Annotated in this window: 24 protein-coding genes; 12 read left to right on the top strand and 12 right to left on the bottom strand. The window is 39.0% G+C overall.

The features are described from left to right. Positions 1-19: 19 nt before the first annotated feature. The 7 genes from HCCG_RS03595 to ruvC all read right to left on the bottom strand — a co-directional run bounded on the left by HCCG_RS03595 (position 20) and on the right by ruvC (position 7,548). Complete coding sequence (locus tag HCCG_RS03595) at positions 20-1,126, bottom strand: type II secretion system F family protein (protein WP_014667488.1); 1,107 nt, start codon at positions 1,124-1,126, stop codon at positions 20-22. After that, a complete protein-coding gene (locus tag HCCG_RS03600; RefSeq protein WP_002956070.1) occupies positions 1,123-2,640 on the bottom strand; it encodes a GspE/PulE family protein in 1,518 nt (505 codons plus the stop codon). The genes HCCG_RS03595 and HCCG_RS03600 overlap by 4 nt, the downstream gene beginning before the upstream one ends. Next, entirely contained in the window at positions 2,637-4,445 is a 1,809-nt protein-coding gene (gene mshL / locus HCCG_RS03605; protein ID WP_014667491.1) for a pilus (MSHA type) biogenesis protein MshL, read from the bottom strand. Before mshL ends, HCCG_RS03600 begins: the two co-directional genes overlap by 4 nt. A 398-nt stretch (positions 4,446-4,843) precedes the next feature. Next, complete coding sequence (locus tag HCCG_RS03610; RefSeq protein WP_002956072.1) at positions 4,844-5,161, bottom strand: hypothetical protein; 318 nt, start codon at positions 5,159-5,161, stop codon at positions 4,844-4,846. 2 nt (positions 5,162-5,163) lie between these two features. Further along, positions 5,164-5,799 carry a hypothetical protein gene (locus tag HCCG_RS03615; protein WP_002956073.1) on the bottom strand — a complete coding sequence of 212 codons (636 nt, stop codon included), beginning with the start codon at positions 5,797-5,799 and terminating at the stop codon, positions 5,164-5,166. Then, on the bottom strand, positions 5,759-7,039 hold the full coding sequence (locus tag HCCG_RS03620) for a hypothetical protein (RefSeq protein WP_002956074.1): 1,281 nt from the start codon (positions 7,037-7,039) through the stop codon (positions 5,759-5,761). The genes HCCG_RS03615 and HCCG_RS03620 overlap by 41 nt, the downstream gene beginning before the upstream one ends. Beyond that, positions 7,036-7,548 (bottom strand): crossover junction endodeoxyribonuclease RuvC, encoded by a 513-nt coding sequence (ruvC, locus tag HCCG_RS03625; protein WP_172580145.1) that lies wholly within the window; start codon positions 7,546-7,548, stop codon positions 7,036-7,038. The genes HCCG_RS03620 and ruvC overlap by 4 nt, the downstream gene beginning before the upstream one ends. A 146-nt stretch (positions 7,549-7,694) precedes the next feature. Between ruvC and dnaA the strand changes: the two genes are divergently transcribed. Beyond that, complete coding sequence (gene dnaA / locus HCCG_RS03630) at positions 7,695-9,020, top strand: chromosomal replication initiator protein DnaA (protein WP_230197846.1); 1,326 nt, start codon at positions 7,695-7,697, stop codon at positions 9,018-9,020. 121 nt (positions 9,021-9,141) lie between these two features. Next, positions 9,142-10,329 (top strand): MFS transporter, encoded by a 1,188-nt coding sequence (locus tag HCCG_RS03635; protein WP_002956078.1) that lies wholly within the window; start codon positions 9,142-9,144, stop codon positions 10,327-10,329. Between the two features lies 1 nt (position 10,330). Here HCCG_RS03635 and HCCG_RS03640 read toward each other — a convergent pair whose 3' ends face one another. Both HCCG_RS03640 and HCCG_RS03645 read right to left on the bottom strand, forming a co-directional pair. Continuing rightward, positions 10,331-12,292: a DEAD/DEAH box helicase gene (locus HCCG_RS03640; RefSeq protein ID WP_002956079.1), complete on the bottom strand. Its 1,962-nt coding sequence runs from the start codon at positions 12,290-12,292 to the stop codon at positions 10,331-10,333. Then, positions 12,293-13,318 carry a type I glyceraldehyde-3-phosphate dehydrogenase gene (locus tag HCCG_RS03645; protein WP_002956080.1) on the bottom strand — a complete coding sequence of 342 codons (1,026 nt, stop codon included), beginning with the start codon at positions 13,316-13,318 and terminating at the stop codon, positions 12,293-12,295. 79 nt (positions 13,319-13,397) lie between these two features. On the opposite strand from HCCG_RS03645, the gene HCCG_RS03650 reads away from it, so the two are divergent. Then, entirely contained in the window at positions 13,398-14,195 is a 798-nt protein-coding gene (locus HCCG_RS03650; RefSeq protein WP_014666154.1) for an SDR family NAD(P)-dependent oxidoreductase, read from the top strand. A gap of 1 nt (position 14,196) precedes the next feature. On the opposite strand, the gene HCCG_RS03655 is transcribed toward HCCG_RS03650, so the two are convergent. From HCCG_RS03655 to HCCG_RS03665, 3 genes are read right to left on the bottom strand one after another with little or no spacing between them, the layout of a single operon-like run. Next, the gene (locus HCCG_RS03655) at positions 14,197-16,233 is read right to left on the bottom strand and encodes an LTA synthase family protein (RefSeq protein WP_014666155.1); all 2,037 of its coding nucleotides are present in this window, start codon (positions 16,231-16,233) and stop codon (positions 14,197-14,199) included. Between the two features lie 58 nt (positions 16,234-16,291). Then, positions 16,292-16,606 (bottom strand): thioredoxin family protein, encoded by a 315-nt coding sequence (locus tag HCCG_RS03660; protein WP_002956083.1) that lies wholly within the window; start codon positions 16,604-16,606, stop codon positions 16,292-16,294. Positions 16,607-16,615: 9 nt separating this feature from the next. After that, the gene (locus HCCG_RS03665; RefSeq protein ID WP_014666156.1) at positions 16,616-17,605 is read right to left on the bottom strand and encodes a YeiH family protein; all 990 of its coding nucleotides are present in this window, start codon (positions 17,603-17,605) and stop codon (positions 16,616-16,618) included. Between the two features lie 282 nt (positions 17,606-17,887). On the opposite strand from HCCG_RS03665, the gene HCCG_RS03670 reads away from it, so the two are divergent. From HCCG_RS03670 to HCCG_RS03715, 9 genes are all read left to right on the top strand, one after another. Continuing rightward, positions 17,888-18,088 carry a hypothetical protein gene (locus HCCG_RS03670; RefSeq protein WP_230197848.1) on the top strand — a complete coding sequence of 67 codons (201 nt, stop codon included), beginning with the start codon at positions 17,888-17,890 and terminating at the stop codon, positions 18,086-18,088. A 65-nt stretch (positions 18,089-18,153) separates the two neighbouring features. Further along, positions 18,154-18,960, top strand: a complete 807-nt coding sequence (locus HCCG_RS03675; RefSeq protein WP_268257954.1) for a polysaccharide deacetylase family protein — start codon at positions 18,154-18,156, stop codon at positions 18,958-18,960. After that, complete coding sequence (locus HCCG_RS03680; protein WP_015453174.1) at positions 18,953-20,287, top strand: hypothetical protein; 1,335 nt, start codon at positions 18,953-18,955, stop codon at positions 20,285-20,287. The genes HCCG_RS03675 and HCCG_RS03680 overlap by 8 nt, the downstream gene beginning before the upstream one ends. Positions 20,288-20,293: 6 nt before the next feature. Then, the gene (gene fabZ / locus HCCG_RS03685) at positions 20,294-20,770 is read left to right on the top strand and encodes a 3-hydroxyacyl-ACP dehydratase FabZ (protein ID WP_002956088.1); all 477 of its coding nucleotides are present in this window, start codon (positions 20,294-20,296) and stop codon (positions 20,768-20,770) included. Continuing rightward, entirely contained in the window at positions 20,767-21,213 is a 447-nt protein-coding gene (fabZ, locus tag HCCG_RS03690; RefSeq protein WP_002956089.1) for a 3-hydroxyacyl-ACP dehydratase FabZ, read from the top strand. Before fabZ (HCCG_RS03685) ends, fabZ (HCCG_RS03690) begins: the two co-directional genes overlap by 4 nt. 10 nt (positions 21,214-21,223) lie before the next feature. Further along, positions 21,224-22,273, top strand: coding sequence for a radical SAM/SPASM domain-containing protein (locus HCCG_RS11660; RefSeq protein ID WP_002956090.1), 1,050 nt, complete (start codon positions 21,224-21,226; stop codon positions 22,271-22,273). Next, positions 22,267-23,010: an SDR family NAD(P)-dependent oxidoreductase gene (locus tag HCCG_RS03705; protein ID WP_002956092.1), complete on the top strand. Its 744-nt coding sequence runs from the start codon at positions 22,267-22,269 to the stop codon at positions 23,008-23,010. Before HCCG_RS11660 ends, HCCG_RS03705 begins: the two co-directional genes overlap by 7 nt. Then, complete coding sequence (locus HCCG_RS03710) at positions 23,010-23,825, top strand: transketolase (RefSeq protein WP_015453176.1); 816 nt, start codon at positions 23,010-23,012, stop codon at positions 23,823-23,825. Before HCCG_RS03705 ends, HCCG_RS03710 begins: the two co-directional genes overlap by 1 nt. After that, entirely contained in the window at positions 23,822-24,790 is a 969-nt protein-coding gene (locus HCCG_RS03715) for a transketolase family protein (RefSeq protein ID WP_002956093.1), read from the top strand. The genes HCCG_RS03710 and HCCG_RS03715 overlap by 4 nt, the downstream gene beginning before the upstream one ends. Position 24,791: the final 1 nt, after the last annotated feature.

Below are 24,791 nucleotides of genomic sequence, written 5' to 3' on the forward strand. Positions count from 1 at the left end.
TATCAAAACTTTTTGATTTTCAAGCCCCAAAGGCATACACGCTCATATCCCACATCGGCACAAAAATCCCTAATGCCAAAAAGAGCAGTAAAATCCCCATAGTAAGGCTAAGGCTTGGCTCTATAAGGGATATAAGCATATCGGTTTTTTCAGTGGCGATTTCTTCAAAATGTTTAGCACATACTTCAAGCATTTCTGCTAGATTTCCGCTTTGCTCCCCGGCGTTAATAAGGGCTAGGGCAATATCATCAAGGGCGTTTTGCTCTTTTAAACTCACTGATAATGCTTTGCCATTTTTTACAGATTCTAGGGCGGATTCAAACTTTGCTTTAAGGGCAAGATTGCTTATGTCTTTGCTTAAAGCTAGGGCTAAGTCCATAGGCGTGGCGGATTTAAGCTGGATATAGAGCGAAAAGCTGTATTGATAATAAAAATGTGCTTTTATAATTGCTCCAACAAGCGGGATATGTAAGATATAGGCGTGAATCTTAGCCTTAAAATGCAAAGTATTTTTATACGCATACCCAAATAGAGCCACAGCACAAAGCACACATAGTGCAAAAATCAGCCCAAAGTCTATAAAAAATGTTTGCATAAAAAGCAGAATCCGCGTATAGATAGGCAGCTCAATTTGCATAGAGAGAAACATTTCTAAAAACTGCGGCAGCACAAACGCTACAAGCACCATAAATGCCCCCATAATGCTAAGAAACACGAGAATGGGGTAGAAAAGGGTGCGTTTGAGTTTATTTTTATTCTTATATTCCTTTGTGAGATGAGAACTCAGCATACTAAAAATTTCTTTCAATTCTCCGCTTTTTTCCCCTAAAGTTATCATTTGATAGCTCATATCGCCAAACACATTTCTATACTTTTTGAATCCAAAAGAGAGATTCTGCCCTAGTTGTAAGTGGTAGGCAATATCTTGTAAAATTTCTTTAAGCCTTGTATTTTTAGCATTATCCGCACATATTTGTATGATATGTAAAAGTGGCAGATGAGATTGTAGCATTGTGGATATTTGTAAAAACAGCATACTTATATCTTTTGTGGAGATATACCCCTGAAGCGAAAAAAATGCCGTGTGTTTGAATGTGTTCTTAAATGCGTTTTGTGTCTCACTCATAGCCGACATACCCTATATATCTCTTCAAAAGAGCTTAAGCCTTGAGCCAAAAGCTTTATGCCAACTTCAAACATACTTTCAAACCCGCCCTTTTTAAGCTCTTGTATAATCATCTCTTTATCCTGTGGGGCGGCAATGTGGCGTTGCAAAAGGCTAGAGTTTTCTAAACATTCAGCAATCAACAATCGCCCATCATAGCCCTGCATATAGCAATGCTGACAGCCACAAGCGGTGTAAAAACACGCCTTTTCATAAGGCTTTAGAATCTGCGTTTCAAGCTTGTAAGATTCAAATTTTTCATACATTTGCTTGAGTGAGAGTGGAATCTTACAATGAGGGCAGAGCTTTCGCACAAGCCTTTGAGAGATAAGCAGCCGCAAAGTAGAGCTTACAAGATAGTCCTTTGCACCCATATCAAGCAATCGCTCAATCACGCTTAGAGAATCATTAGCGTGAATGGTGGAAAGCACCAAATGCCCCGTTAAAGACGCACGCAAAGCAATATCAAGGCTATTTTCATCGCGTATCTCGCCAATCATCAAAATATCCGGATCGTGTCGCAGCAGGGCTTTGAGCGCATTAGCAAAGCCAAAATTATGCTTATCATTTATTAGCACCTGCGTTGTGTTATGTATGCGGTATTCTATGGGATCTTCAAGGGTGATGATTTTTTTCTGCGGGGATTTTATGGATTCTAAAATCGCATAAAGCGTGGTTGATTTCCCACTGCCTGTGGGACCTGAAAGCAAAATTAGCCCACTTGGGTAGTTAGCACAATGCGTGATAATCTCCATTTGCTTTTTTTGGAATCCTAGCTTTTCAAGTGTGGTAAGTGTGGCATTTTTATGCAAGATTCTAAGCACAAGGGATTCTCCGCTAAAAGAGGGCAGGACGGATAACCTTAAGTCAAAAGCCTTATTATCAAAAACTCGGCTAAAGCGTCCATCTTGGGCTTGTCGCTTTTGGTTTATATCAAGTTTGCACTCTAGCTTGAGACACGCAATGAGCGATTCAAAGACTATTTTTTGTAATGTCAAAATCTCTCGCAGCATTCCATCTGTGCGGATTCTAACGCAATGGATAGAATCTTGAGATTCAAAATGTATATCACTCGCCCTATGCTTAATACAAAGCTCTAAAATATAATCTAACAACGCAATAGCCGCCCTTTCATCATCATTATGCTGACTATGGCTTTTTAGCAAGGTAAGCAGATTTTGCTCAAGTTTATAAAAGCCTTGAAAGTCTGTGATGGATTCTAGCTGTGCTACAAAACTCTCGCTTGAAGCAAGGAAAAACTTTAAACTTTTATGCGGAAAAATGGAGCTAATATGATTTGTAATCAGCCCAAGCGGTGCGTTTTCACACGATATGGCGATAGACACGCTAGAATCTTGCATATCAAAAATAAGACATTGATGCTTTGCTATAAATTTAGAATCTAGTGCGAGTAGGCAAGACTCATTTAGTGTAATAGTGTGGAGATTAATAGATTCAAATGTGGAGGGATTCATATATGGGCTTTGTGTGGGGGTATGGGGCTATCTGTCTTGTAGGCTAAGGGCTGTAAAAGTGTGGAGTCTTGCTTGTTGGGCTTAGATTCTAATGGAGATTCTAAGCTTTGTGTAGAATCTTGCTTTTCTTGGGGAGTGGAATTTGTGTCGGTATCTGTTGAAGAGTCTTGCTTTGTGGAATCTTGTGGGGCAGAATCTTTTGTAGTATCTTTTGAATCTTGTGGCTTCAAATCAGATTCCTTTGTAAAGTTTATAATTTCTTCAATTTTATCTTGTTCTTGCTCTCTTGCGTCTAATCGCACGATATGCGGAGATATGATAATCACCATTTCTTGGGTTTCTTTAATATTTTTCTTATAGCTAAAGAGATATTTGATAAGCGGTATATCGCCTAAAATGGGGAGTTTGCGTAAAATCTGCCCTTCAGTTTTATCTATCAAGCCACCAAGGACTATTTTTTCGCCATCTTTAACCTGCACGAGAGATGAGAGCTGTTTGGTGGAGAGATTTGGCGGGGATTCTAGGGCGGTGGTTTGATTTTCAATAGAGATGTCTTTGGTTTTGGTGATTGATGGGTTAATCTTTAAAATGATTTTGTCATTTTTCACACTTGGCGTTACATCAAGCAAGATTCCTGCAAAGACAGAAGGGAAGGTTTGAGAAAGGTTTTGGATAGAAGTGCCTTGCGTGGTGGTTTGATAAGTGGTGTTTTGAAAGTAGCGAAGCACACTGCCAACGGATATAATGGCAGGTTGGTTATTGAGCGTCAAAACTTTTGGGTTAGAGACAGACTGCACCTTGCCATAGGTTTGTAAAAACTCAACAATGCGGTTAATGCTTACTCCTTGTGAAAAAATGCTTATAGCAAAATCGCCATTATTCACACCTGTAAGGGCATTATTAGAGCCTTCCGCATTTGGCGGGAGAGTTAAAAGATTGCCAAGTTTATAAAATTCATTCCAGTCTATGCCATAGGTTTGGTTATTGCTATGCTGAATATTAAAGATATATACATCAATCAGCACCTGCTTTTGAATCTTGTTATTAAGTGTGGCAAGGTAAGATTCCACGCGTTTAATCTGCTTTGGCGTGGCGGTGATGGTAAGCAGTCCTGCGGCTTTATTAATGATGATGTCTTTTTTATTTTTTAGCTCACTTGTTGTGGGTTGATAGCTATCGCCCGGAGTGTAGGCTACCCCGGCGATTTCATTTTGTAATTCGCCCCAAAAGTCAATCTCATCAATGCTATAAATTTTCGTCCCGCTTTTTCCCATAGTTTGTGTGTTTGATGTGGCTTTATTCATCGCCATTTTGTGGGCTTGAGATTCTATCTCAAAGTTTGAAAAGCCAAGCGGTGCGTTTGTGTGGGTATTATAAGGGGAGTGGGTTTGATTATCCTGTGAAAAGATGATGTCAGTATTGCTTGAGCCAACGCGTGTTGTGGCGATGTAGCTAATCTCAAAAGTCTTTGTGAGTAAAAAGCCAACTTGCAAGGTGTCTTTTTGCAAAGTGTAGTGAAAGTCATTGCTTTTTAAAAGGCTATCAAGGACTTGGATTAGCGGTTTATTGTTGATATGAATGGAAGTTTTCTTGCTATCAAGCATAGCTTTTGTTTGCTCTTGGAGATAGATGACATTAAGATGACAGATTGAGGCGATTTCTTCTAGGATTTTGCTTAAAGCGACATTGCTACCGGAGTGGATATTAATGGGGGTGCTACAAGCTAGGCTAGTTTGTAAAAATAAAAGCAGAATCCCGCATATCCGCAGAAGCACAGGGATTTGGTAAGGTTTTGATTGTTTCATATTCCCCACTTTTTGAATCTAGATTCTCTCAATGTTATTCCTTAGCGTAGCAAAATGTTTTTTTAGAATTTGGATTCTTTTTTCTTTAAGGGGGAGGGGCTTAAATTTGCAAGTGTAGCTTCGCTACTGCACGCGAAATCGCTCCCTCCCCCTTAAAAATCGTTCGCAGTCGTGCCGCTCACCCCTTACAACGCTTTAAGAGGTGGCACTGCGTACGATTTTATTTTATACGCTTAAGGTCGTGCCTTAAGCGTAAAAGCACTCACGAGTCTTTAGAATCTAGATTCTTAATTCTTAAGGCATTCCTTGATTTTACAATTTTACGCAAGATTGTAAATAATCACTTGCTACTTTTAAGCCTTTTATGTGGAATCTTGTAACTTTTTATGCTTGTGATTTTATGGCTCTAGCTGTTCTAGTGTGCCATTTAACGATAAGGCAAAGCGAGTGCTTGACTTTTGCAGGACAATGCCTTGAGAGTGCAGGGCGGTAATGGTGTAGCCATCTATCACATCGCCAAGCTTGTGCCACTGCCCATTCAGCAATGCTTTATTATTGATAATGGCTTGAAGCTCTAGATTCTGTGTTGAGTTGTGTTTGAAGGGGTTTGTTAGGGTTGGAATGGATTCTATCACGCTTTGTTTGGGGTTTTGCTCGGCATAGCTTGTGGTATAGCCTACAAGTAAAAGCACAAAAATGAGCCTATATTTTTTCATATTTATTCCTTTATTTGCTGTTGTGGCTTATGTGGTAAGGCTTGGCGAATATCCATAATCAGCAAATGAAAGTGGATTTGATTGTGTTCTTGTGAAGAGAGTTCTAAAGATTCTAGGCTTACAAAGTGGAGATTTTCTAAAAAGCTAAGCAAGTTTAGAATCTGCCAAAACTCCCCACTGCCCTCTATAACAAGGGCATTAAGTGTGGGGTGTGGGTGAAAGGCATTTAAGGTAAGATTTTCATTTTTAGCAAAATTGATAAGACTAGGGATAAGGGTAAAGGGATTTAAAAGCGGCTCAAGTGTAGTTGTGTGGCTAAGGCTTTGTTGCAATGAAAAGATTTCTTCTTGTAGGTTTTGGACTTCATTTGTTTGTTGTTGGTGCTGTGCTTTTGCCGATTGCATAGAATCTAGGGAGAGGGTAAGCTCGTTAAGCGTGTGGTTATGGATTCTAGATAGGGTGCTTTGGGTTTGCAAAAGTGGTAGATAGATAAACTCCATCATAATAAACACACAAAGTGCCATAATGGCGATAAAAAGCAGAATCTTTTCACGCTTTGTCTTTGTGGAGAGAAACTGCGTAATAGGGTTTAAAATCTTAGAAAACATTTTGCACCACGATGATGTGTGATTTGGCATTAGAATCCATAGAATCCAAAGGCTGTAAAAAAGCAGTTTGTGTGGCTTTGTTGAGTTTGGCTAAAAAGGCTGACACACTGAGTTTTGAATCTGCTTTGAGCTTTAGAGTAGCGATAAAATGGCTTTGAGAGAAGGCAAAGCTTATAGATTCTAGATGTATATCATTTGTGGCACATTGTGAAAAAATGTCCTCCATAAAAGCATAGCGTTTGGGGTAGCTCTGCTGCCACGATTCTAGCTCGTGCAAGGTGTGTGAAAGCTGGGCGTGTGTGAGACTAAGGGAGGGAATATCTGTGTCTTGTTGGGCTAAGTCTAGCGGGGCAAAAAGCGTTTCATTTTGCGTGTTAAGGGCTGTGATTTGGCTTTGCAAATGGTGGTTATACAATGCCAGTCCAAGGGGGATAACAAGCACACAAAGGATAGTGCTTAAAAGCAAAAGTGGCAAGAATCTTGCGTAAATGGAGGGCTTGGGGGTGAAGTTTGGCAAAGGGTTTATAGAAGATAATGTTAAATCTGCTTTGTATTTTTGAGTGTAGCTAAAGGCGAGATAAGCCCTAAAAGTGTAAAAATCAAAATCTTTGCTTTCATCTGTGATTTGGCTAAGGGGAAGTGGAGTGGGGAGATTTTGAGTAGTGTTACAAGCAAGGAGCGTATCTAGCAAAGCTATATCATCGCTAAAATAATACAGCGTGTCAAAGTGCTTATGATAGGCTTCTTGTAGGTAGGCAATAAGGGAGCTAAGATTTTCACATAGATTTATGTTTGGATTCGCATTTGGTTGAGTTAGGGCGGTTATCTTAAGGGCTTCTTTGAAAGTGGTGTTTTCAAAATAGCATAAATAGGGCAGAATAAGCACGATAAAATCCTTGTAGCAGGGCAGGGCAAGGGGCAAAAATATATCGCTTGTAAGAATGCGGGCTTTAAGATTCTTATCTTTTATGTGAAAAAAGCTCTCACACACGCATTTTTGCTCATCAAATAGATGTTCGCGTTCGCAAAAATAATGCGTATAAGATTCATTTGGCAAAGTAAGAATACCCTTCTCCCTTGCCCTATCATAGAGCAAAGCGGGAATATGGCTAGAATCTTTTTTATCTATCTCAATGGGGCTGTGAAGCAGGGCATTTGGGGGAAGTGAGATAATATCAAAAGAGCGATTTTTTGTGTTATGTGGTGTGTAAATGGTGCTAGAATCATAAGCATAAGTGCTGTGCGTGTCATTAAAATAAAGCGTTTTCATTGTGCTGATTTTAGACTAGATTCTAGCCCCACGCGTTGGGAATGCGTAATGGCAATGGCGAGTGCATCGGTAATATCAAGGGGTTTTATCTCACCTTTAATGCCCAGAATTTTTTTCACCATAAAGGCGACTTGGGCTTTATCCGCTTTGCCATTACCTGTGATGGCTTTTTTGACTTGTAGCGGGGTGTATTCAGCAAAGTTGCCTATCTCTTGGAGAATTTTTAGGCTCAACGCCCCGCGGAATTGTGCGAGTTTGATGACACTTTTGGGATTGTAGGCAAAAAATATATCTTCAATTGCCACTTCATCAATATGGTGAAGTTTTAGCACCATATCAATCCCCTCCACAAACTCCACGATTTGATGTTGCAAACTTCGCTCTTTAATCTTAATAATCCCCGCTTCTATGAGCTTTAGACTCCCTTTCAAATGCATATTTGCATCTGCCATTTGGATAATAGCATAGCCACAATTCCTGCTGCCCGGGTCTATACCTAAAATATACATCATTTAATCCAAATTAAAAGATTTTTTCATTATGATTTCGCTTCCGCTTTTTAAGGTCATCATCTTAAAAGATTTTTTGACTTTTCACATTTTATTCACATCGTGAAAGTAAAAATATTCATCTCACTTTAGGAAATAAATTGCATTTGGATAATATATTAAAAAAACTTAAAAATAAGCTATCGGATTTAGAATACAGCTCTTATATCTCCCTTATGGAATATGATGAAAGTGCCTCAAGGACAGACTTAGAAGTTTTTTATGTGCCTAATATATTTGTAGCAAATTGGATAAAAAGTAACTATTTAGAATCTATCGCCGATGCGTTTATGGAGGAAAATCCCAACGGAATCCGCCCAGAAATTCACATAAGAGTTAAAGAAAAAAATCAAAATGTGAAAAGTTTAAATTTCAATAAAATACCCACTCATTTTCAGCAAAATTTACTCTCTTTGAATCCATTTTATACTTTTGAAAATTTTGTCGTTGGCAAGTCAAATGAACACGCCCACACCATCGCAAAAGTTGTGGCTAGGCAACAAGCTTTGGCGTATAATCCTGTGTTGTTTTATGGGAAATCTGGGCTTGGTAAGACGCATTTGCTCCACGCCATAGGGAATGTTGTCAAAGAGCAGAATAAAAATGTGCTTTATACCACGGCTGAAGAGCTGCTCAATGACTTTATCAGCAAAATAAGGCGTGGGACTATGGATAGCTTCCGTGAGAAATACCGCAAATGCGATTATCTATTGATTGATGATGTGCAGTTTCTTGGTAATAGAGAGGGTGTGCAAGAAGAGCTACTCAATACTTTTAATGCTTTATATAGCACACAAAAGCAGATTGTGATGACAAGCGATAAGCCCCCAAAAGAGATTAAGGGGCTAGAAGATAGATTGCGATCGCGTTTTGAAGGTGGGGTAATGGCGGAGATTACAAATCCAGAGCTTGAGACGAAAATCTCCATTATTGAGCTTAAATGTCAAATCAATCGCATAAATTTTGATAAGGAAGTGATTGATTACATCGCTTCAAATATCTATGGCAATATCCGCCAGATTGAAGGGATTCTCTCCACGATAAATACGCATATGAGCCTATCCCCTGAAGCAAATGCCTTGAAAGTGGCTAAGAATGTATTGAAAAATTATCAAAATGAGCGATTGGAGGGCGTTACGCTTGATAATATTATCAAGCTTGTTGGCAAGGAGCTAAACATTAAGCCAAGTGAGATTCTAAGCAAAGAGCGAAGTCGCAAGGTGGCTTTTGCACGCAGGGTGGTGATTTACTTGGCTCGGGCTTTGACAATTAACTCTATGCCGATGATTGCAAAAGAACTCAATATGAAAGATCATAGCTCTGTGAGTAAAGCACTTAAAGCCATTGAAAGCGAGATAGCCACAGATTCAGCTACAAAAGGCATAATTGAGGAGTTAAAAAGCAAGATTCAGCAGACTATGGATAATGTTTAGGTTTGTTTGTTGATTTTGGGTGAGAGCGGGTTTAATTTAACTTGAGTGTGTGGATTATTTATGAGAGGTTATCATAGGTAGTGTAGTCTTTAGCTATACAAAGCTTTGGAGCGTACACATTATGTCAAGTGAAATAAAAGATAAAACAAGCCTAACAGATTCTGTAATATTCCAAACTGCCCTTTTTGCCACCGCTTCAATGACTGTGCTAGGTGGGACGATTATCGCACCTTCCATTCCGCATTTTGAAGAACAATTTAGCCAGATTCCGCATATTGATATGCTCTCCCGCCTTGTGCTGACACTTCCGGCGTTGTTTATTATGATTTTTGCACCTGTGAGTGGATTTTTGCTTGATAAGTATGGGCGATTGCGGTTTTTGTATCTGGCGATTTTTGTATGGAGTGTAAGTGGGGCGAGTGGATTCTTTTTAGAATCTAGTATTTATCTTATTCTTATCTCAAGGGCGATTTTTGGCATAGCAACGGCTTTTATGATGACTTCTGTAAGTGCGTTGGTGGGGGATTATTACCAAGGGGCAAGGCGTGAAAGGGCTTTAGGGTTGCAGGGCTTTTTTATGGCAGGGGGTGGAGCTGTATTTTTGGTGCTAGGTGGGGTGCTAAGCGATGTGGATTGGCGGTATCCCTTTTTGGTCTATACTTCGGGCTTTCTTATTCTGCTTATGGCGGTTTTTGTGCTATTTGAGCCACAACGCAATGTGCCTACTCCCGTCAGCAAGAATGAATCAAAGTTTAATTTTTTTAGATTCTTGCCTATTTATCTTTTTTCATTTTATGCGATGAGTATGTTTTATGTGATGCCTACCCAAATACCGCACTTTATCACGCATAATCTCAATAAAAGCGGGAATCTTATCGGTGTGAGTTTGGCGGTAAGCTCACTTTGCACGGCTTTTCTTTCACTTTTTTATGCGAGACTGCGTTCAAGATTCAGCGTTTTTGTGCTGTATTTTATCTCGCTTGGCAGCATTGGGAGCGGATTCTTACTCATAGGTATTGTGCAAAGTTATGAGATTTTGCTTTTTGCTCTTGTGCTTATTGGCTCTGGGCTTGGCATTATCCTTGTGAATAATAGCTCGTGGCTTTTAAGCGTAGCACAGGAGCGTGAAAGGGCTAGGGCAGCAGGATTCTTATCAGCAAGTGTGTTTATGGGGCAGTTCTGTTCGCCCTTTATCACACAGCCCCTTGTGCGATATGGCGGCATACCTTTTATGTTAAATCTTAATGGTATTATCTTGCTCTTAAGTGCGTGTATTTTTCTCATTTGGGATTATAAAAAGAAGCATTAGTTTAGATGAGTTTAGATGAGTTTAAAAACGCCTTAGCTTCTTCTATCACTTGTGAATCTTGGCTTATATCAATAAACTCAAACTCATTGCCACTCTGCCTTGTGCCGCTAAGTAAATCCCCACTGCTGCGGTATTGCAAATCAAGCTCGGCAATGTCAAATCCGCTTAGCGTTTGAGCAAAGGCTTGAAGTCTTGGGTTATCACTTTTGTGCGTATAAAGATAGCAATACCCCTTTAGCCCATTACGACTGACACGCCCTCTAAGCTGATGAAGTGTGGCTAGTCCTAGTCGCTCGGGTGCTACGATAACAATAGTTGAGACTTTTGGCAGGGAGATTCCCACTTCAATAAGCGTGGTAGCAAGAAGCAATGAGCCTTTGAGTGCAAACTCATCAATAACATCTTGCTTATTTTTATCCTTGCCTGAAGTGCAATACACACCTTCAAAATGTCGCTGCCAAAAACCCTGCCCTTCAGTGAGTGAGAGATAATCAAGGGTTTGGCTTTCTTCTACAAGGGGATAGACGATAATGGCTTGATTGCCCTTTGCTATCTCGTCTTTGAGATGGGCTAATAACGCCTTAAAGCCACTTTTATCAATAATGCGTGTTGTAATATCTTTTTTAAAGGGCAAGTCTTTAATCACGCTTAGATTAATAAATTGAGAATTAATCATCGCTAGGGTTCTGGGTATGGGCGTGGCGGAGAATTGCAAAGTATGCGGACGCGTTTTGTTTGTAGATTCAAGGGGCGTTTTAGAATCTCTCTTGTTTGTATCTGCCATAGAATCTGTTAATGCGTTTTGTAGGCTAAAGTCAAAAAGATTAGGTGTAGAATCTAGATTTTCTTGCCCTATTTTTTCTAAAATATGTCGCTCTTTGGTGCCAAAGCGGTGCTGCTCATCACTCATCACAAGGGCTAGATTTTCTAGTCTAAAATCTCTATAAAGCAAAGCCTGTGTGCCGATGATAAAATGTGAATCTTTTGCTTCTTGTGAGAGATTTGGGGTTTTTGAAGTGATTAAGTGGATTTTCACAAAGGGGGGCAATAAACGCTTGGCTTCTTCATAAAGCTGGGTGGCTAGAATGGTCGTTGGTGCCATAAGCACACTGGCATGTGGATAAGCACACATCACCGCACTAAAAATCACAACACTTTTTCCACAGCCCACATCGCCCATAATCAGCCGCCGCGAGGCAATGGGGGATTGTAAATCGTGGCGAATGTCTTTAATGGCATTTTGCTGCCCTTGTGTGAGTGTAAAAGGCAGGGATTGCAGGAATGAATCTATATCATTATCGCAGATAAAACGCGAGGGAGCTTGAATCTTCTTGCGAGAGAGCAGGAATAAATGCCGATAGATTTCTACAAATTTTAGGGCGTATAAATGTTTGGGTGAGAAGCCATTAGCTTGATGGAGGGCTACAAACTCGGCATTTGGGTGAAAAATCTCATAAATATCTTGGGCGATATGTTTGGGGAGAAAGGCTAGATTCTCCTGTGTGATAAGCATTTGAACGAGTTGTATCATCGTTTGGTTTTTAAGCAGTGTGGTTTTAAAGTGGGGCGTTATGGTATTAATCTCTGTAATCATCTTTGGCTGGATAAGGCTAAATCTGCCCTGATATAGCTCTAGCTTTCCCATAATGTAAAGCTCTTTATCTAACGCAAAAATTGCTTTGTGAAAGGGCTTTGCGTGGAATATAAGCAGCTCAATATCCTGCTTAAAATCACAAAGCCACGCGTGAATGCGAAGTCTGGCATTTTTACCAAAGCCTAGTGTGCTAAGAGAATGAATCTTAACGCGTAACACGGCATTTGTATGGGGAGTAATGGTTGTGCTTGGGGTGGTGTCTGTGTAGGACTTTGGCAGATGGTGGATAATAAAGTCAAGTATATCGCTTACTTTGAGCTTTTGAAGCTGATTGAGCGTGGTTTTATCAAGTGGGGGGAAGTGTAACATTTAATTAGAAACACAGAATCTTGCCATATCAAGTACGCGATTAGCATAGCCCCATTCATTATCACACCACGCCATAATCCGTGCCATCTTGCCATTTAATACATAGCTTAAATCCGGCACAAACACAACGCTATGCGGATTGCCTATAAAATCACTACTCACACCCTGCTTATAATCAATATCAATAATGCCTTTCATTGAATCTTGTGCGGCAGAAATAAGGCTTTGATGCAGATTCTGCGTGGTGATATGGCGTGAGAGGGTAAGGGTTATATCAAGTAATAAGATATTAGGCACAGGCACACGCACGCTATGTCCTGCGATTTTACCCTTCAATTCTGGCAAAAGGCGGATAAGCGTTCCGCTCGCCCCCGTGCTTGTTGGAATAATATTTTGTGCCGCAGCACGAGAGCGTCTTTTGTCGTTTGGATAGACACTATCTAGCAGGGATTGCTCATTTGTATAGCTATGTGTGATACAAAAGCTCATCAGCTCTATGCCAAAATCTTGGTTTAGAATCTTACAAAGTGGGGCAAGGGCATTAGCCGTGCAAGAGGCATTTGAAAAGATAGATTCACCGCTATATTGCGTGTGATTAACCCCTAGGGCAAAGGTTGGCATACCATCTGTGGGAGAGGCACAAAGCATTACTTTTGTTATGCCTTTTTGTTTAATGCCTTTTTTGCAGTGGTGGGCTAGTGTTTTAGAATCTAAGAATTTACCGCTAGATTCTAAGATCATATCCGCTCCAAGTGCGGCAAAATCAAGGTTATTAGGATTGCTTTGTGTGAGTGTATGAATGGGCGGGAGTCCTTCAATCTCTAGTGTGTTTTGCGAATATTTTACTTCAAGCCCCAAAGCCCCGTGTGTGCTATCTCGCTCCAAAAGATAGCTTAGAATCTCCCAATCGTGTATATCATTTATCGCTACAATGCGTATATCTTCACACATATCTTTACGAAGCAAACTTGCACGCAAGATACTTCTACCAATGCGTCCAAAGCCATTGATTGCGATGTTTATCATAGATGTCCTTGTGGGGTGGGATTACGCGTGTATTGTAGCATATTTGCTATAATGATGTTAAAAGATTAAGGGGGCGAATGTGGCAAATGGCGTGGTAAAAATGGGTGGAGATTCTATAAGTGTGGCGATTACAGGGGCAAGTAGCGGTATAGGTAGGGCGTTGGCATTAGAGTTTGCTAAAAATCATAAGAGCATTACTTTACACATTGCTGGGAGAAATGAGGCGAGATTACAAGAAAGTAAGGATCAGATTCTATTATGCAATCCCACTGCAAAGGTGCTTTTGCAATGCTTTGATGTGAGTAGCGAAAAGGCGGTGAAGCAGTGGTGTGAAAATATTTTTCAATCTCGTGTGGATATAGTAATTATGAATGCGGGTGTGGCTATGGGGGAAGAGCAAGGTGCGGCAAAACATAGCGAGATTTGTAAGATAAATGCACTTGGCGTGGCGTTTGGGAGTTTTTATGCGTTGGAATCTATGAGTAGGCAGGAAGTTATAAGCGGAAAAAGGGGACAGATTGTGCTTATAAGCTCTATTGCGGCGTTACTTGCCCTGCCAAATGCACCAAGTTATAGTGCGTCTAAAATCTTTGTGAAAACTTTGGGAGAAAGCCTATCTGTTGGGCAAAGTGAAGTGTGTGTTACAACCATTTGTCCGGGCTTTATTAGAACGCCACTTACGCAATTTATCCACCCTCTTATCCCACAGATGAGCGTAGAATCTGCGGTTAAAAAAATGTATAAAGTCATCATTAAGGGGAGGAGATTCTACGCGTTTCCTTGGTGGTTGGCATTTGGAGGGAGATTCTATGATATTTTGCCCTTTTGGTGTAAAAGAGCATTTGTCCGTATGTTTCACACAATGGGATCATTATAAATCACTTTGTGTGAGTGGGATTTGTAACCTCATTGGCTTTTGCTTTGGCATTGTGATAGAGCATATAAATTGCACTTTGCCACAAGTCTTCATTTATTGTTTTGAGTTTTAAATAGAGTTCAGAATCTTGCCCCTCCACAAGCTCCCATTTTGTAGATTCTGTATTTGTAGAATCTTTACTTGCTCGTTTGTAGAGTGTGCCTCCACCTGCTTGTTCATATTCATTAGAGAAACAATATTCATTGCTTACAAGCAATGGCGGTCTATTTAGGCGGCGGATAAATGTGAATCTATCCTCGCCAAAAGACGGATCAAGCAAGTCTCGTCCCATAGTGGTATTATGGACTTTCACTCCAGCCAAACCTGCTGCTGTTGGGAATATGTCAATATGCCCGCCTGTTTGCTTCATAATTTTGGCTTGTGGGAAGTATTTTGGCGAGTGGATAATAAGCGGGACCTGAAATTCGTGTAGAGATAAGTTTGAGTAGGTTGCTTCAACCGATGGAGAAACCTGCGACATTCCGTGATCACCTGTGATGATAAAAATTGTATTGTCATAATATGATGATTTTTTCGCACTTTCAAAAAACTTCTTCAGTGCATAGTCGCAAAATTTTAGGGCAAGATACTCTTGTTTGCTATCAAAGGCGTATTTTGCCAAATATTCATCATTTGGGATTGTATAATCAAGATCTGCAATCCCATCGGGGACGGTGAATGGAGTGTGGAAACTTGCAAGTTGGATAAGGCTTATAAAAGGCTCTTTTTGCGTTTCAAGCAGCACATTAGCTTCTTGCAAAAGATCGTGGTCTGAAATACCCCATACATCCATTCTAGGCGACTTCCAGTAGCCTTCATCATATATTGTTAGCCCTGAGATATTATTGCTCATCACCCCGCGGATATTTGCCCAATTCGCATTGCCACCAATCATATAGAGCTTTGTGTATCCATCAAAATTATTCCACACAAGATTTTGATCCATTGTGTATGGATCACGAGAACTCGTTTTAAAATACTCATTTACATCAGGTATGCCTGTAATGATAGAAAACATCGCTCTTGCAGTGGTTCTAGCCGAGGCATAGTAGTTTGGAAAATATAAAGATTCTGTGGAGAGTTGCTTAAGAAAGCGTGTCGTGTCTAACTCATCAAACATTAGCGAACTTTTATGGGTGCTCATAGATTCAATAACAATAATGACAATATTAGGCTTGTCCCCCACCCCAGCAGTTTGTGAAAAGCGATCGTATCTTATAGAATCTGCATTTGGATTTTGCACACCTAGATATTTTGCGGTGTTTGGGTATGCCTTGCGAGCTTGCTCTGTATTATCCACATAGAAGTTTTGTGGGCGAGTATCAGCGAGATTCTGTATAGGATTAAGCCCTAGAGCGGTGATTTGATTGTAACCAGAAAAATATGCTTCACTCCACCGCAATGGATAATAGACAATACCATATTGTCCATATATCAGTATAACAAGCACAAACAAAGTGGCGACTGCTGATGTTATTTTGTGTGAGAGGGCATTTTTTGCATATACCCATTTGTTAAGAATTGTCTTGGCACAAAGTGTGAGAATTGCAACAACAACTACAAGCACGAGTAAAAGCTTAATGACAGGGTAAGTCTGCCAAATCATACCTAGAGCTTCTTTTGTATCTTCTAAAAGCCCAACGGCAGCAAAATTAACACGCGAATTAAGATAAGCGTAGTGGGCAAAATCCGCAATGTAAATAAGAATATAAAAAGCAAATGCAATGACATAAAATCCTAATAAAAAAGGGCGGATATTGCCAAAAAACCTTGATAAAAATGGTGTAAAGAGAAACACAAGAAGTGGTAAAGACATAAATGCTGCAATGCGACCATCAAAACGCACACCAATATAAAAAGCCTTAGCTATATCCTCCCAAGAAAACGCCGATAGACTTTTCCATTGCCACGCTAAAAAGCCAATACGCAGGGTAATTGCAATAAGCCATAGGAATAGGAGAAATTTCAAATATATCCGTGTGTTTTTGGTAAGTATCAAGCTGTTTCCTTTATTTTTTGGAATAATTTTTTGCTAAAGATTCTTGATTCTTGCAAAGCTACAAAAGGCTATTTAATGCTTCTCTAATGCTTTCAACAGAGCGAGGTTCAATGAGACGCTCCCCCACTTCCTCTCCATTTTTGTAAAAAATAAGTGTGGGAATCTTGCGGATATTCAGCGTGTCTTTAAGCTCTAACTCCGTATCAAAGCCCACTTTGTAAAACTCAATCTTCCCTGCAAACTCTTGCTCTAAAATCTCAAGCATAGGATCAATATGCCGACAATCAGGACACCAAGGTGCTGTGAAATCCACCACCACGCACCCTTGTTGAATGACTTCATAAAATCGTGTTTTATCAATACTTTCTATCATTTTGCTCTCCTAAAACATAAAATACACTAAAAAATAAGTGCCACATAAAAGGATAATAAATAAAGCTAACGCAAGGATAAATGTCTTTGCCCCAAAGGATATGAATTTTTGCCAATCAATCTGTAAGCCAAGTGCGACCATCGCAAATACAAGCAGGAGCTTTGAGATAAATTGTGTAGATTCTACAATGAAAGGTGGAAAGTCAATAAAGGAGTTTAGCAAAATCACGCCCAAAAAGCCAAAGGCAAAATAGGGGATATAAAGTGTGCCTTTTTGTTTGCTATCACTTGAAGCAAAGATAAGATAAGAGATAATAAGTAAAAGCGGCACGAGTAGCACCACGCGAGTCATTTTCACAAGCAGGGCAACACTTTGAGATTCAGGCGAGATTGCTGCTGCTCCTACGACATTTGCTACTTCGTGTAAGCTCCCGCCGATGAAAATCCCCCATTGATAATCGCTTAATGGCAGAAGCCCACTATAATACACCAAAGGCAGGATAACCATACCCATAAGCCCAAAAATCACAATGAATCCCAACGCCACAGAGCTTTTGCTAGGGTGAGTTTTAAGTGTGGATTCTAAAGCGAGAATTGCTGCTGCTCCACATACCGCACTGCCAATGCCTACAAGCAAAGAAATTTCTCTATCAAGCTTTAAAGCCCTGCCGATAAAAATCGCAGAGACAAACACTACTGCCACCACAATTAAGGCAAGAAGAAAGCCTTTGAATCCAAGCGTGGCAAGTTCATTAAGCGTAATAAAAGAGCCATACAGCACAATGCCTAACCGCAGGAGCTTTTTAGCGCTAAAGTCCATACCTTTTTGGAGATGATAGGCTCTATTGAGTTTAGGGTAAAAGGGCGAGAGAATGCTGCCAAGCAAGATTCCAATAATGAGTGGGGAAAGAAAAGGTGTAAGTGTGGAGGAGATAAACATAGAGATAGCACTTAACACACTAAGCAGCACAAAAGCGTAAAAAAAGCCAATATTTTTCATCAATTTTGTCCTTTGTGTTTTATAAGATTCTAAAATTATGTTAAAAGCTTCGGGTTTAAATCAAACGCTAAGATTCTGCTTTAAATTTTAATGTTTGGGATTATAGCTGAAGTGAGTAGGATTTTGATAAAGTTGTTTGTAAGTGTCATTATGATTGAGAGGAGGTAGAAGCCAAACTTCAAAGCTTGTGTGAATACAAATATAAATAATGTGTTTAAAATCATTGGCTATAATACAGCTCCTATTAGTTTTAAAAGATAAAAAGAAGGGTGATGGATTGTGATGAAAAATACTTTAGCAATTGTTATGTATCACTATGTAAGGGATTTAAAAAATAGTAGATACCCTAGAATTAAAGGTTTTGATATAAGTGAGTTTAAATCTCAAATTGAATTTTTTAAAGCAAACTATAACATTATCACAATGGAGCAGTTAATTTCTGCTATTACCCCCCCCCCAGTAAATCTCAATGTAAATCTATAAAATATTCCATACCCACAGATTCTATAGATTCCTTAGAATCTTCTCACACAATAGATTCTTCCGCGATAGATTATTCAAAACTCCCTGAAAATCCCTTGCTACTCACTTTTGATGATGGCTATATGGATCATTATACAAATGTCTTTCCCATTTTGAAAGAGCATAAGATTCAAGGCTCGTTTTTTATGCCTGGACGCACCATTGCTGAAAATGCCTTGCTTGATGTGAATAAGATTCATTTTATCCTTGCATCCGCACCGCTAAATTCTTTATTAAATGATTTATTAGAGAAAATGGACTTTTATCGTGGGAGAGAGTTTAGCTATCCTAGTAATGATGAGCTTTTTAAGCAATATGCCAAAGATGAGCGATTTGATATAAAAGAAGTGATTTTTATAAAAAGAATCCTTCAAGCCGTTTTGCCAGAAAAACTAAGAAACATTATTGCCAGTGAGCTTTTTGCAAAGTATTTGGGCTTGGCTGAAGATCGCTTTGCTAGAGAGCTGTATATGAATTACGATCAAATCGCCCTTATGAAAAGAGAGGGTATGTTTATAGGATTCCACGGGTATGAGCATTATTGGCTTAGCACTTTGAGTGAATATGATATTCGCATAGATATGGCAAAGGGCTTAGAGGTTATCTCACCTTATATTGATAAAAATGCTTGGGTGTGCTGCTATCCATTTGGAAACTATGATGAACGAGTAGTAAAAATCGCAAGTGAAATGGGCTGCATACTTGGTGTAACCACGGAAGTGCGATTAGCTCACCTACAAAATGAGAATCCACTTTTGCTTCCACGGCTTGATTGCAATGACTATCCGCCTAGAAGTGAGAAATATAAGGTTATAGGAGGCTATTGTGAGTAGGGGAAAAACAAGTGCAAAGTTTGATGAGCTATACGAGATAAGATTAGCTACGCCTAATGATATAGATAATATTATGGCGTTTCTTAAAGAATATTGGGATAAAAATCACATTTTAGCAATAAATAGAGATTTTTTTGAATATGAATTTGGAGTGGGGGGTAGGGTTAATTATATTTTAGCGGTGAATAGGCAGACAGGTAAAATAGACGCGTGTGAGGGCATTTATATCTACTCAAAGGGTGATGATGATACAGAGCCTTTTGATATGTCTGGTGGTATGTTTCGCACAAGTCCAAATGCACTTTTGCCATTTTTGGGGCTAGAGATTTTATATCGCAAACGCTTTATGATGGGTGTAAAAATCCGTTCTTACATTGGTATTGGCTCGAATTTCAATACATCATATCCTTTGACAAAAAAATATTTCAAAGATGATACGGTGGGGCGATTAGAGCATTTTTATAGGCTAAATGATAAAAAAGAGTATAAGATTGCTCACATTACACATAAGACAATACTTGATATAGATTCTAAGGATCAAGCAGAATTAGTGCTATTTAGAGATTTTAAGCATATGTATGAAGTTTTTGATAATGAATCTTTTAAAAAGCATAATCCCTATAAATCTCCGTGGTATATCAACAAGCGATATTTTAATAATCCTGTATTTACATATAAGCTTTATGGCTTAGAATCTGACCTTGTGCTTGTATGTAGGGAAGTAGCGTATAATGGAGCTAAGGTTCTAAGAATAGTAGATATTTTGGGCGATAGGGAGCAGTTTCATAGAGCAGGTAAGGCACTTGATAGGCTTATGAAGCAAAATGACTATGAATATATAGATTTATATCAAAAAAATATCGATAGAGATGGGCTTAAAAAAGCTGGATTTATAGAGAGATTAGAAAAAGATACAAATGTGATTCCAAACTACTTTGCTCCATATTTGGCAAAAAATATAGAGATTTACTATCACGCCTATGGGGAAAATCTCTATATGTTTAAAGCCGATGGCGATCAAGATAGACCAAGTAGCGTAGATGTAGAGAATCTAGGCTATCGTTGTGTAAAACAATTAGATTCCATAAAGGATATTTCGCCTTTTTCAAAGGCTCAATATGACAAGGATATAGAATCTAAAGATTGTCATACTGGACATTTAGGCAAAGTATCCAAAAATCTAGAATCTAAACAAGATTTTTCGCCTATGGCTTGCGTGAGCGAAGCTCTTGCCCACACCTGCAAAAATGACAAGAATCTAGATTCTAAAAATCACGCAGCCCACACAAGCACAACACAAAACCAAAAATCCAAAAAAGAAAGCTAATCCACAATGACACCACTATTACAACAACTAACAATAAATCACATTCAAACCTTAACCGCACTCACTTACCCATATTTGTATGTGGATAGAATCACAGAGCTAAAACCCGGGGAATATGTCAAAGGCTATAAAAATGTAACCTTTAATGAGTGGTTTTTCCCCACGCATTTTAAAGATGATCCAATAATGCCGGGTATGCTTCAAATAGAGGCTTTGACACAGCTTTTCACTTATGTGTTTTTAACGCTCCCGGGTAATGAGAAAAAGCCTATAAATATATTAGAAGTAGATGGTGTGAAACTTCGTCAAAGAGTAGTCCCCGGGCAAAAGCTAGAAATGGAAGTAGAGACATTAAGCTGGAAAAGAGGGATAGGTATAGGCAAGGGCAAAGGTATGGTAGACAATAAAGTCGTGTGTGAAGGGCAGATAAAAATCTGTATGCCTGATATGTTAAAAAATATAGTCCCAAAGGAGCAAAAATGACTATGGATATACTTGAAATTCAAGAATATTTAGAAAATCGCTATCCATTTTTGATGATAGATTCTATATTAGAGGGTGAGGCGGGAAAATATATGGTCGCTAGGAAGAATCTTAGCATTAATGAATGGTATTTTGTGGGGCATTTTCCGGATAATCCGCTTATGCCCGGAGCCTTGCAGCTAGAGGCTATGTTTAATACCGCGGCATTATGCGTGATGACAATGCCAAATATGAAAGGCAAGAAGTCAGTTATCTCTAGGATTTCTAATGCAGTGTTTCACACAAGTGCCTTGCCCGGCGATGTGCTTTCTGTCCGTGCGGATTTGCTCTCTTACAAAAGAGGCGTGGGAGAGTGCAAGGCAAGTATTAGCTGTGAATCTAAGTGTATTTCTCAAGTGGATTTAACTCTAGCCATCCCGCAGGATTTAATCACATTAAAATAGGAGCAAATAAATGTCAATGTTAAAAAAACCCATAGTTGTATCAAAGGTGCATAAATATATAAAAGCATTAAAAAATAATGGTGGCAAGGTAGGCAAAACCCCTCGCTCAATCACGCTTAACTATCATAATGCTTGTAATTTTAAATGCACTTTTTGCTACTCAGAGGTAGAAAATAAATATAACAAAGAGCGTTTGGAGCTAAGTGAAATAGAGCGAATTGCAGATGAGGCACACGAGCTAGGCATTTGGGAGATTGTGCTTTTAGGTGGGGAGCTAACAATCAACAAGGAAAGTCTGCTAAAGCTCATTCAAGCGTTCAAGCCAGAGAGATTCCAAATGATACTTATCACAAATGGATATTTAATTACACCGCAATATGCTAAGGATTTAGCAGAAGCTGGATTAGACGCTATGGCAGTATCAGTAAGCGGTATGAACGCAGAGGAATTTAACAGAATACGGGGGGGGGGGCGAAGTATCAAAGACGCTCACCAAAGAGCTTTAAATGCGCTTGATTATGCAAGTGAAGCTGGTATGGCGGCTTTCCCTAATGTTATTTTTGGGCATTACAACGCAAAGGATCCGGATTTATTTGCCTTGCTTGATTATGCAAAGGCTAAGGGTTATACCTCTTATCTCATTATGGCTATGCCTTTTGGCTCTTTAAAGGAGGATAGAATGACCGCAGAAGATTTTAAAATACTTGATGGGATACGCAAGAATTATGATGTGGTGTTTAATACTTGGGATATGTATGATAAGACAAAAACTAAAATTAGTGGTTGTTGGACTGTGAATAGGACATATATCACGCCCCTTGGTGAAGTGCTTGTATGTCCGTATATCAATATATCTATTGGCAATATAAAAGAGCAGAGTTTAAAGGAGATTCTAGATTATGGATTTTCTATTAAATATTTTGGTGAGTTTAGCCCTATTTGCATAAGTGCGCATAATTTTAAATTTAGAGAGAAATTCTTGCCTGAAGATAGGACTATATTCACGCCATATAAGGCAAAAGAGATTTTTGGTAAAGAGGATTATATTGAGCAATGTTAAAAGATAAAAATATAGTCATAACAGGCTGCAATAAAGGCATAGGCAAAGCAGCACTAGAGCTATGTGCTAAAAATGGTGCAAATATTATTGCTATGAATAGAACACAAGATTCTGCCTCTCAAAAAGAATTAGAGAATCTAGTCAAAAAGCATAATGTGAATCTTGCTATGTTTTATGCTGATTTTTCTAATGAAGCAGAAGTTATGAATGCGGCTAATGAGATATTAAAGCTCAAAGTGGCACTTGATGGTATTGTTAATAATGTTGGCATTGTGGGAGATGCAAGGCTTTTTTCTATGACAAAGATAGAAGAGATAAAAGAAGTGTTTCAAGTGAATTTTTTCTCTCCCCTGCTTTTAACACAACGACTTTTAAAAAATATGATACGACATAAAAGTGGCTCTATTGTGAATCTTAGCTCTGTTGCCGCCCTTGATGGAATCCCGGGTTCTCTTGAATATGTCTCAAGTAAGACTAGTCTCATTGGTGCGACTAAAAAATTAGCAAGTGAATTAGCCCCATTTCATATAAGGGTAAATGCCCTAGCACCAAGCATTACAGATACAAATATGCCTATGCTAATGAGTGATTGCTTAAAGGAAAAAACAATTCAAAATGTCGCTCTAAAAAGAATGGCTACACCAAATGAAATAGCAGAAGTGATTGTATTTTTACTTTCAAGTAAAAGCAGTTTTATCAATGGTGAAGTAATACGAGTAGATGGAGGTAAGGCGTGATGAAAGAAGATTTAAAACATAGAATCTTAAGCAGTAAAAAACACATTTTGCAAATTGCGTATGATTGTCAAAAGAGTGTGCATTTAGGCGGGGCGATGTCTATTATTGATGTTCTTAGTGTGCTGTATTTGAAACATTTGAAATATGATTTTAAAAATCCAACTTGGGAATTGAGAGATAGATTCATATTAAGCAAGGGGCATTGTGCGGTAGCACTCTATGCTGTGCTTGTGGAATGTGGCATAGTAAAGCAAAGTGAAATGGATAGCTTTATGAGTAATGATAGTGCTTTTTGTGTGCATCCTGTAATGAATGTGAATCTTGGCATAGAGGCTTCAACGGGGAGTTTGGGGCAGGGCGTGGGTTTGGCTGTTGGCATAGCAAAGGCAGCAAAGATAAAGCAACAAGACTTTCATATCTATACACTTATTGGCGATGGCGAGAGTAATGAAGGGAGTGTGTGGGAAGTAGCGATGTTTGCAGCACATAATAAGCTAGATAATTTAACCATTATTTTAGATAAGAATAGTTGTCAAAGTGATGGATTCTCTTTCTCTGTGCTAGATATGGGGGATATGGCTAGAAAATGGGAGAGTTTTGGCTTTTATGTGGAGCAAATAAACGGACATAATATCGAGCAAATTGATAAGACTTTAGCAAAGAAGAATCCACAAAATATGCCACGCATTATTATTTCAGAATCTATCAAAGGCAATGGCATTTCATTTATGGAGAATAAGCCAGAATGGCATCATAATAGACTTACAAAACAATTTTTTGAACTCGCCTTGCAAGAATTGGAGGTGCAAAAATGAGTGCATTTACAAGTAAAGAAGCAAAAATGCTAAGTAAAATCGGCACAAGGGCAGCTTATGGAATGCTTTTAATGGAGCTTATTGCTAAGAATGATAATGTATTTGCTTTATCAGCGGATTTAGGAGGCTCATCAGGCTTGGGTAGAATGCGTGAAGTTATGCCACATCGCTTTATTAATACAGGTATAGCCGAACAAAGTCTTATCTCTGTATCTGCGGGATTAGCAAAAGAGGGATTAATCCCTTTTGCCTCTTCGTTTGCACCATTCATAACAGGAAGATGTTTTGACTTTATCCGTATGAATCTAGGCTATATGAATCTTAATGTAAAGCTTGTTGGGCTTGGCTGTGGTGTGGGTATGGGTGAGCTTGGACATTCTCACTATGGGTGGGAAGATATAGCTTTACTTAGAAGCATTCCAAATATGATTATTATTTCCCCAAGTGATTGCGGTATGATAAAAAAATGTCTTTATGCAGTAGCTTTGAGACAATCGCCTACATACATACGACTTACAAATACCCTTAATGTGCCAATTGTGTATGAAGAAGATTTTGATTTTGAGATAGGCAAGGCAATTACGCTAAAAAGTGGAGATGATGTTGCTCTTATTGCCACAGGTAGTATGGTGCATACTTCTCTCAAAGCAGTAGAAATATTAGAGCAAAATGGCATAAGCTGCTCTGTCATTGATTTACACACAATTAAACCACTAGATGAAGAGGCTGTGCTTAATGCGTGCAAGTCGCATAAACTTGTAGCAACGATTGAAGAGCATAGCATAATAGGTGGGCTAGGAGGTGCAATAGCAGAATTTAAAGCAAGAATAGGCTGTGATACTAGGCAAATAATCATTGGTTTGCCAGATTCTTATGGGCATACCGCTGATTATTCTTATCAGCTAGAAAAATACGGACTTTGTGCTACACAAATAGCACAAACAATACAATCTCATTTTAATTAAT

This window comes from Helicobacter cinaedi CCUG 18818 = ATCC BAA-847 (assembly GCF_000155475.1).
GTDB classification, from domain to species: Bacteria; Campylobacterota; Campylobacteria; order Campylobacterales; family Helicobacteraceae; genus Helicobacter_C; species Helicobacter_C cinaedi.

What these genes read in the sequence shown, in the direction of transcription:
- HCCG_RS03595 (WP_014667488.1), bottom strand. Translation starts at nt 1,126, where the DNA reads ATGAGTGAGACACAAAACGCATTTAAGAACACATTCAAACACACGGCA.
- HCCG_RS03600 (WP_002956070.1), bottom strand. Translation starts at nt 2,640, where the DNA reads ATGAATCCCTCCACATTTGAATCTATTAATCTCCACACTATTACACTA.
- mshL (WP_014667491.1), bottom strand. Translation starts at nt 4,445, where the DNA reads ATGAAACAATCAAAACCTTACCAAATCCCTGTGCTTCTGCGGATATGC.
- HCCG_RS03610 (WP_002956072.1), bottom strand. Translation starts at nt 5,161, where the DNA reads ATGAAAAAATATAGGCTCATTTTTGTGCTTTTACTTGTAGGCTATACC.
- HCCG_RS03615 (WP_002956073.1), bottom strand. Translation starts at nt 5,799, where the DNA reads ATGCCAAATCACACATCATCGTGGTGCAAAATGTTTTCTAAGATTTTA.
- HCCG_RS03620 (WP_002956074.1), bottom strand. Translation starts at nt 7,039, where the DNA reads ATGAAAACGCTTTATTTTAATGACACGCACAGCACTTATGCTTATGAT.
- ruvC (WP_172580145.1), bottom strand. Translation starts at nt 7,548, where the DNA reads ATGTATATTTTAGGTATAGACCCGGGCAGCAGGAATTGTGGCTATGCT.
- HCCG_RS03635 (WP_002956078.1), top strand. Translation starts at nt 9,142, where the DNA reads ATGTCAAGTGAAATAAAAGATAAAACAAGCCTAACAGATTCTGTAATA.
- HCCG_RS03640 (WP_002956079.1), bottom strand. Translation starts at nt 12,292, where the DNA reads ATGTTACACTTCCCCCCACTTGATAAAACCACGCTCAATCAGCTTCAA.
- HCCG_RS03645 (WP_002956080.1), bottom strand. Translation starts at nt 13,318, where the DNA reads ATGATAAACATCGCAATCAATGGCTTTGGACGCATTGGTAGAAGTATC.
- HCCG_RS03660 (WP_002956083.1), bottom strand. Translation starts at nt 16,606, where the DNA reads ATGATAGAAAGTATTGATAAAACACGATTTTATGAAGTCATTCAACAA.
- HCCG_RS03665 (WP_014666156.1), bottom strand. Translation starts at nt 17,605, where the DNA reads ATGAAAAATATTGGCTTTTTTTACGCTTTTGTGCTGCTTAGTGTGTTA.
- HCCG_RS03670 (WP_230197848.1), top strand. Translation starts at nt 17,888, where the DNA reads ATGAAAAATACTTTAGCAATTGTTATGTATCACTATGTAAGGGATTTA.
- fabZ (WP_002956088.1), top strand. Translation starts at nt 20,294, where the DNA reads ATGACACCACTATTACAACAACTAACAATAAATCACATTCAAACCTTA.
- fabZ (WP_002956089.1), top strand. Translation starts at nt 20,767, where the DNA reads ATGACTATGGATATACTTGAAATTCAAGAATATTTAGAAAATCGCTAT.
- HCCG_RS11660 (WP_002956090.1), top strand. Translation starts at nt 21,224, where the DNA reads ATGTCAATGTTAAAAAAACCCATAGTTGTATCAAAGGTGCATAAATAT.
- HCCG_RS03705 (WP_002956092.1), top strand. Translation starts at nt 22,267, where the DNA reads ATGTTAAAAGATAAAAATATAGTCATAACAGGCTGCAATAAAGGCATA.
- HCCG_RS03710 (WP_015453176.1), top strand. Translation starts at nt 23,010, where the DNA reads ATGAAAGAAGATTTAAAACATAGAATCTTAAGCAGTAAAAAACACATT.
- HCCG_RS03715 (WP_002956093.1), top strand. Translation starts at nt 23,822, where the DNA reads ATGAGTGCATTTACAAGTAAAGAAGCAAAAATGCTAAGTAAAATCGGC.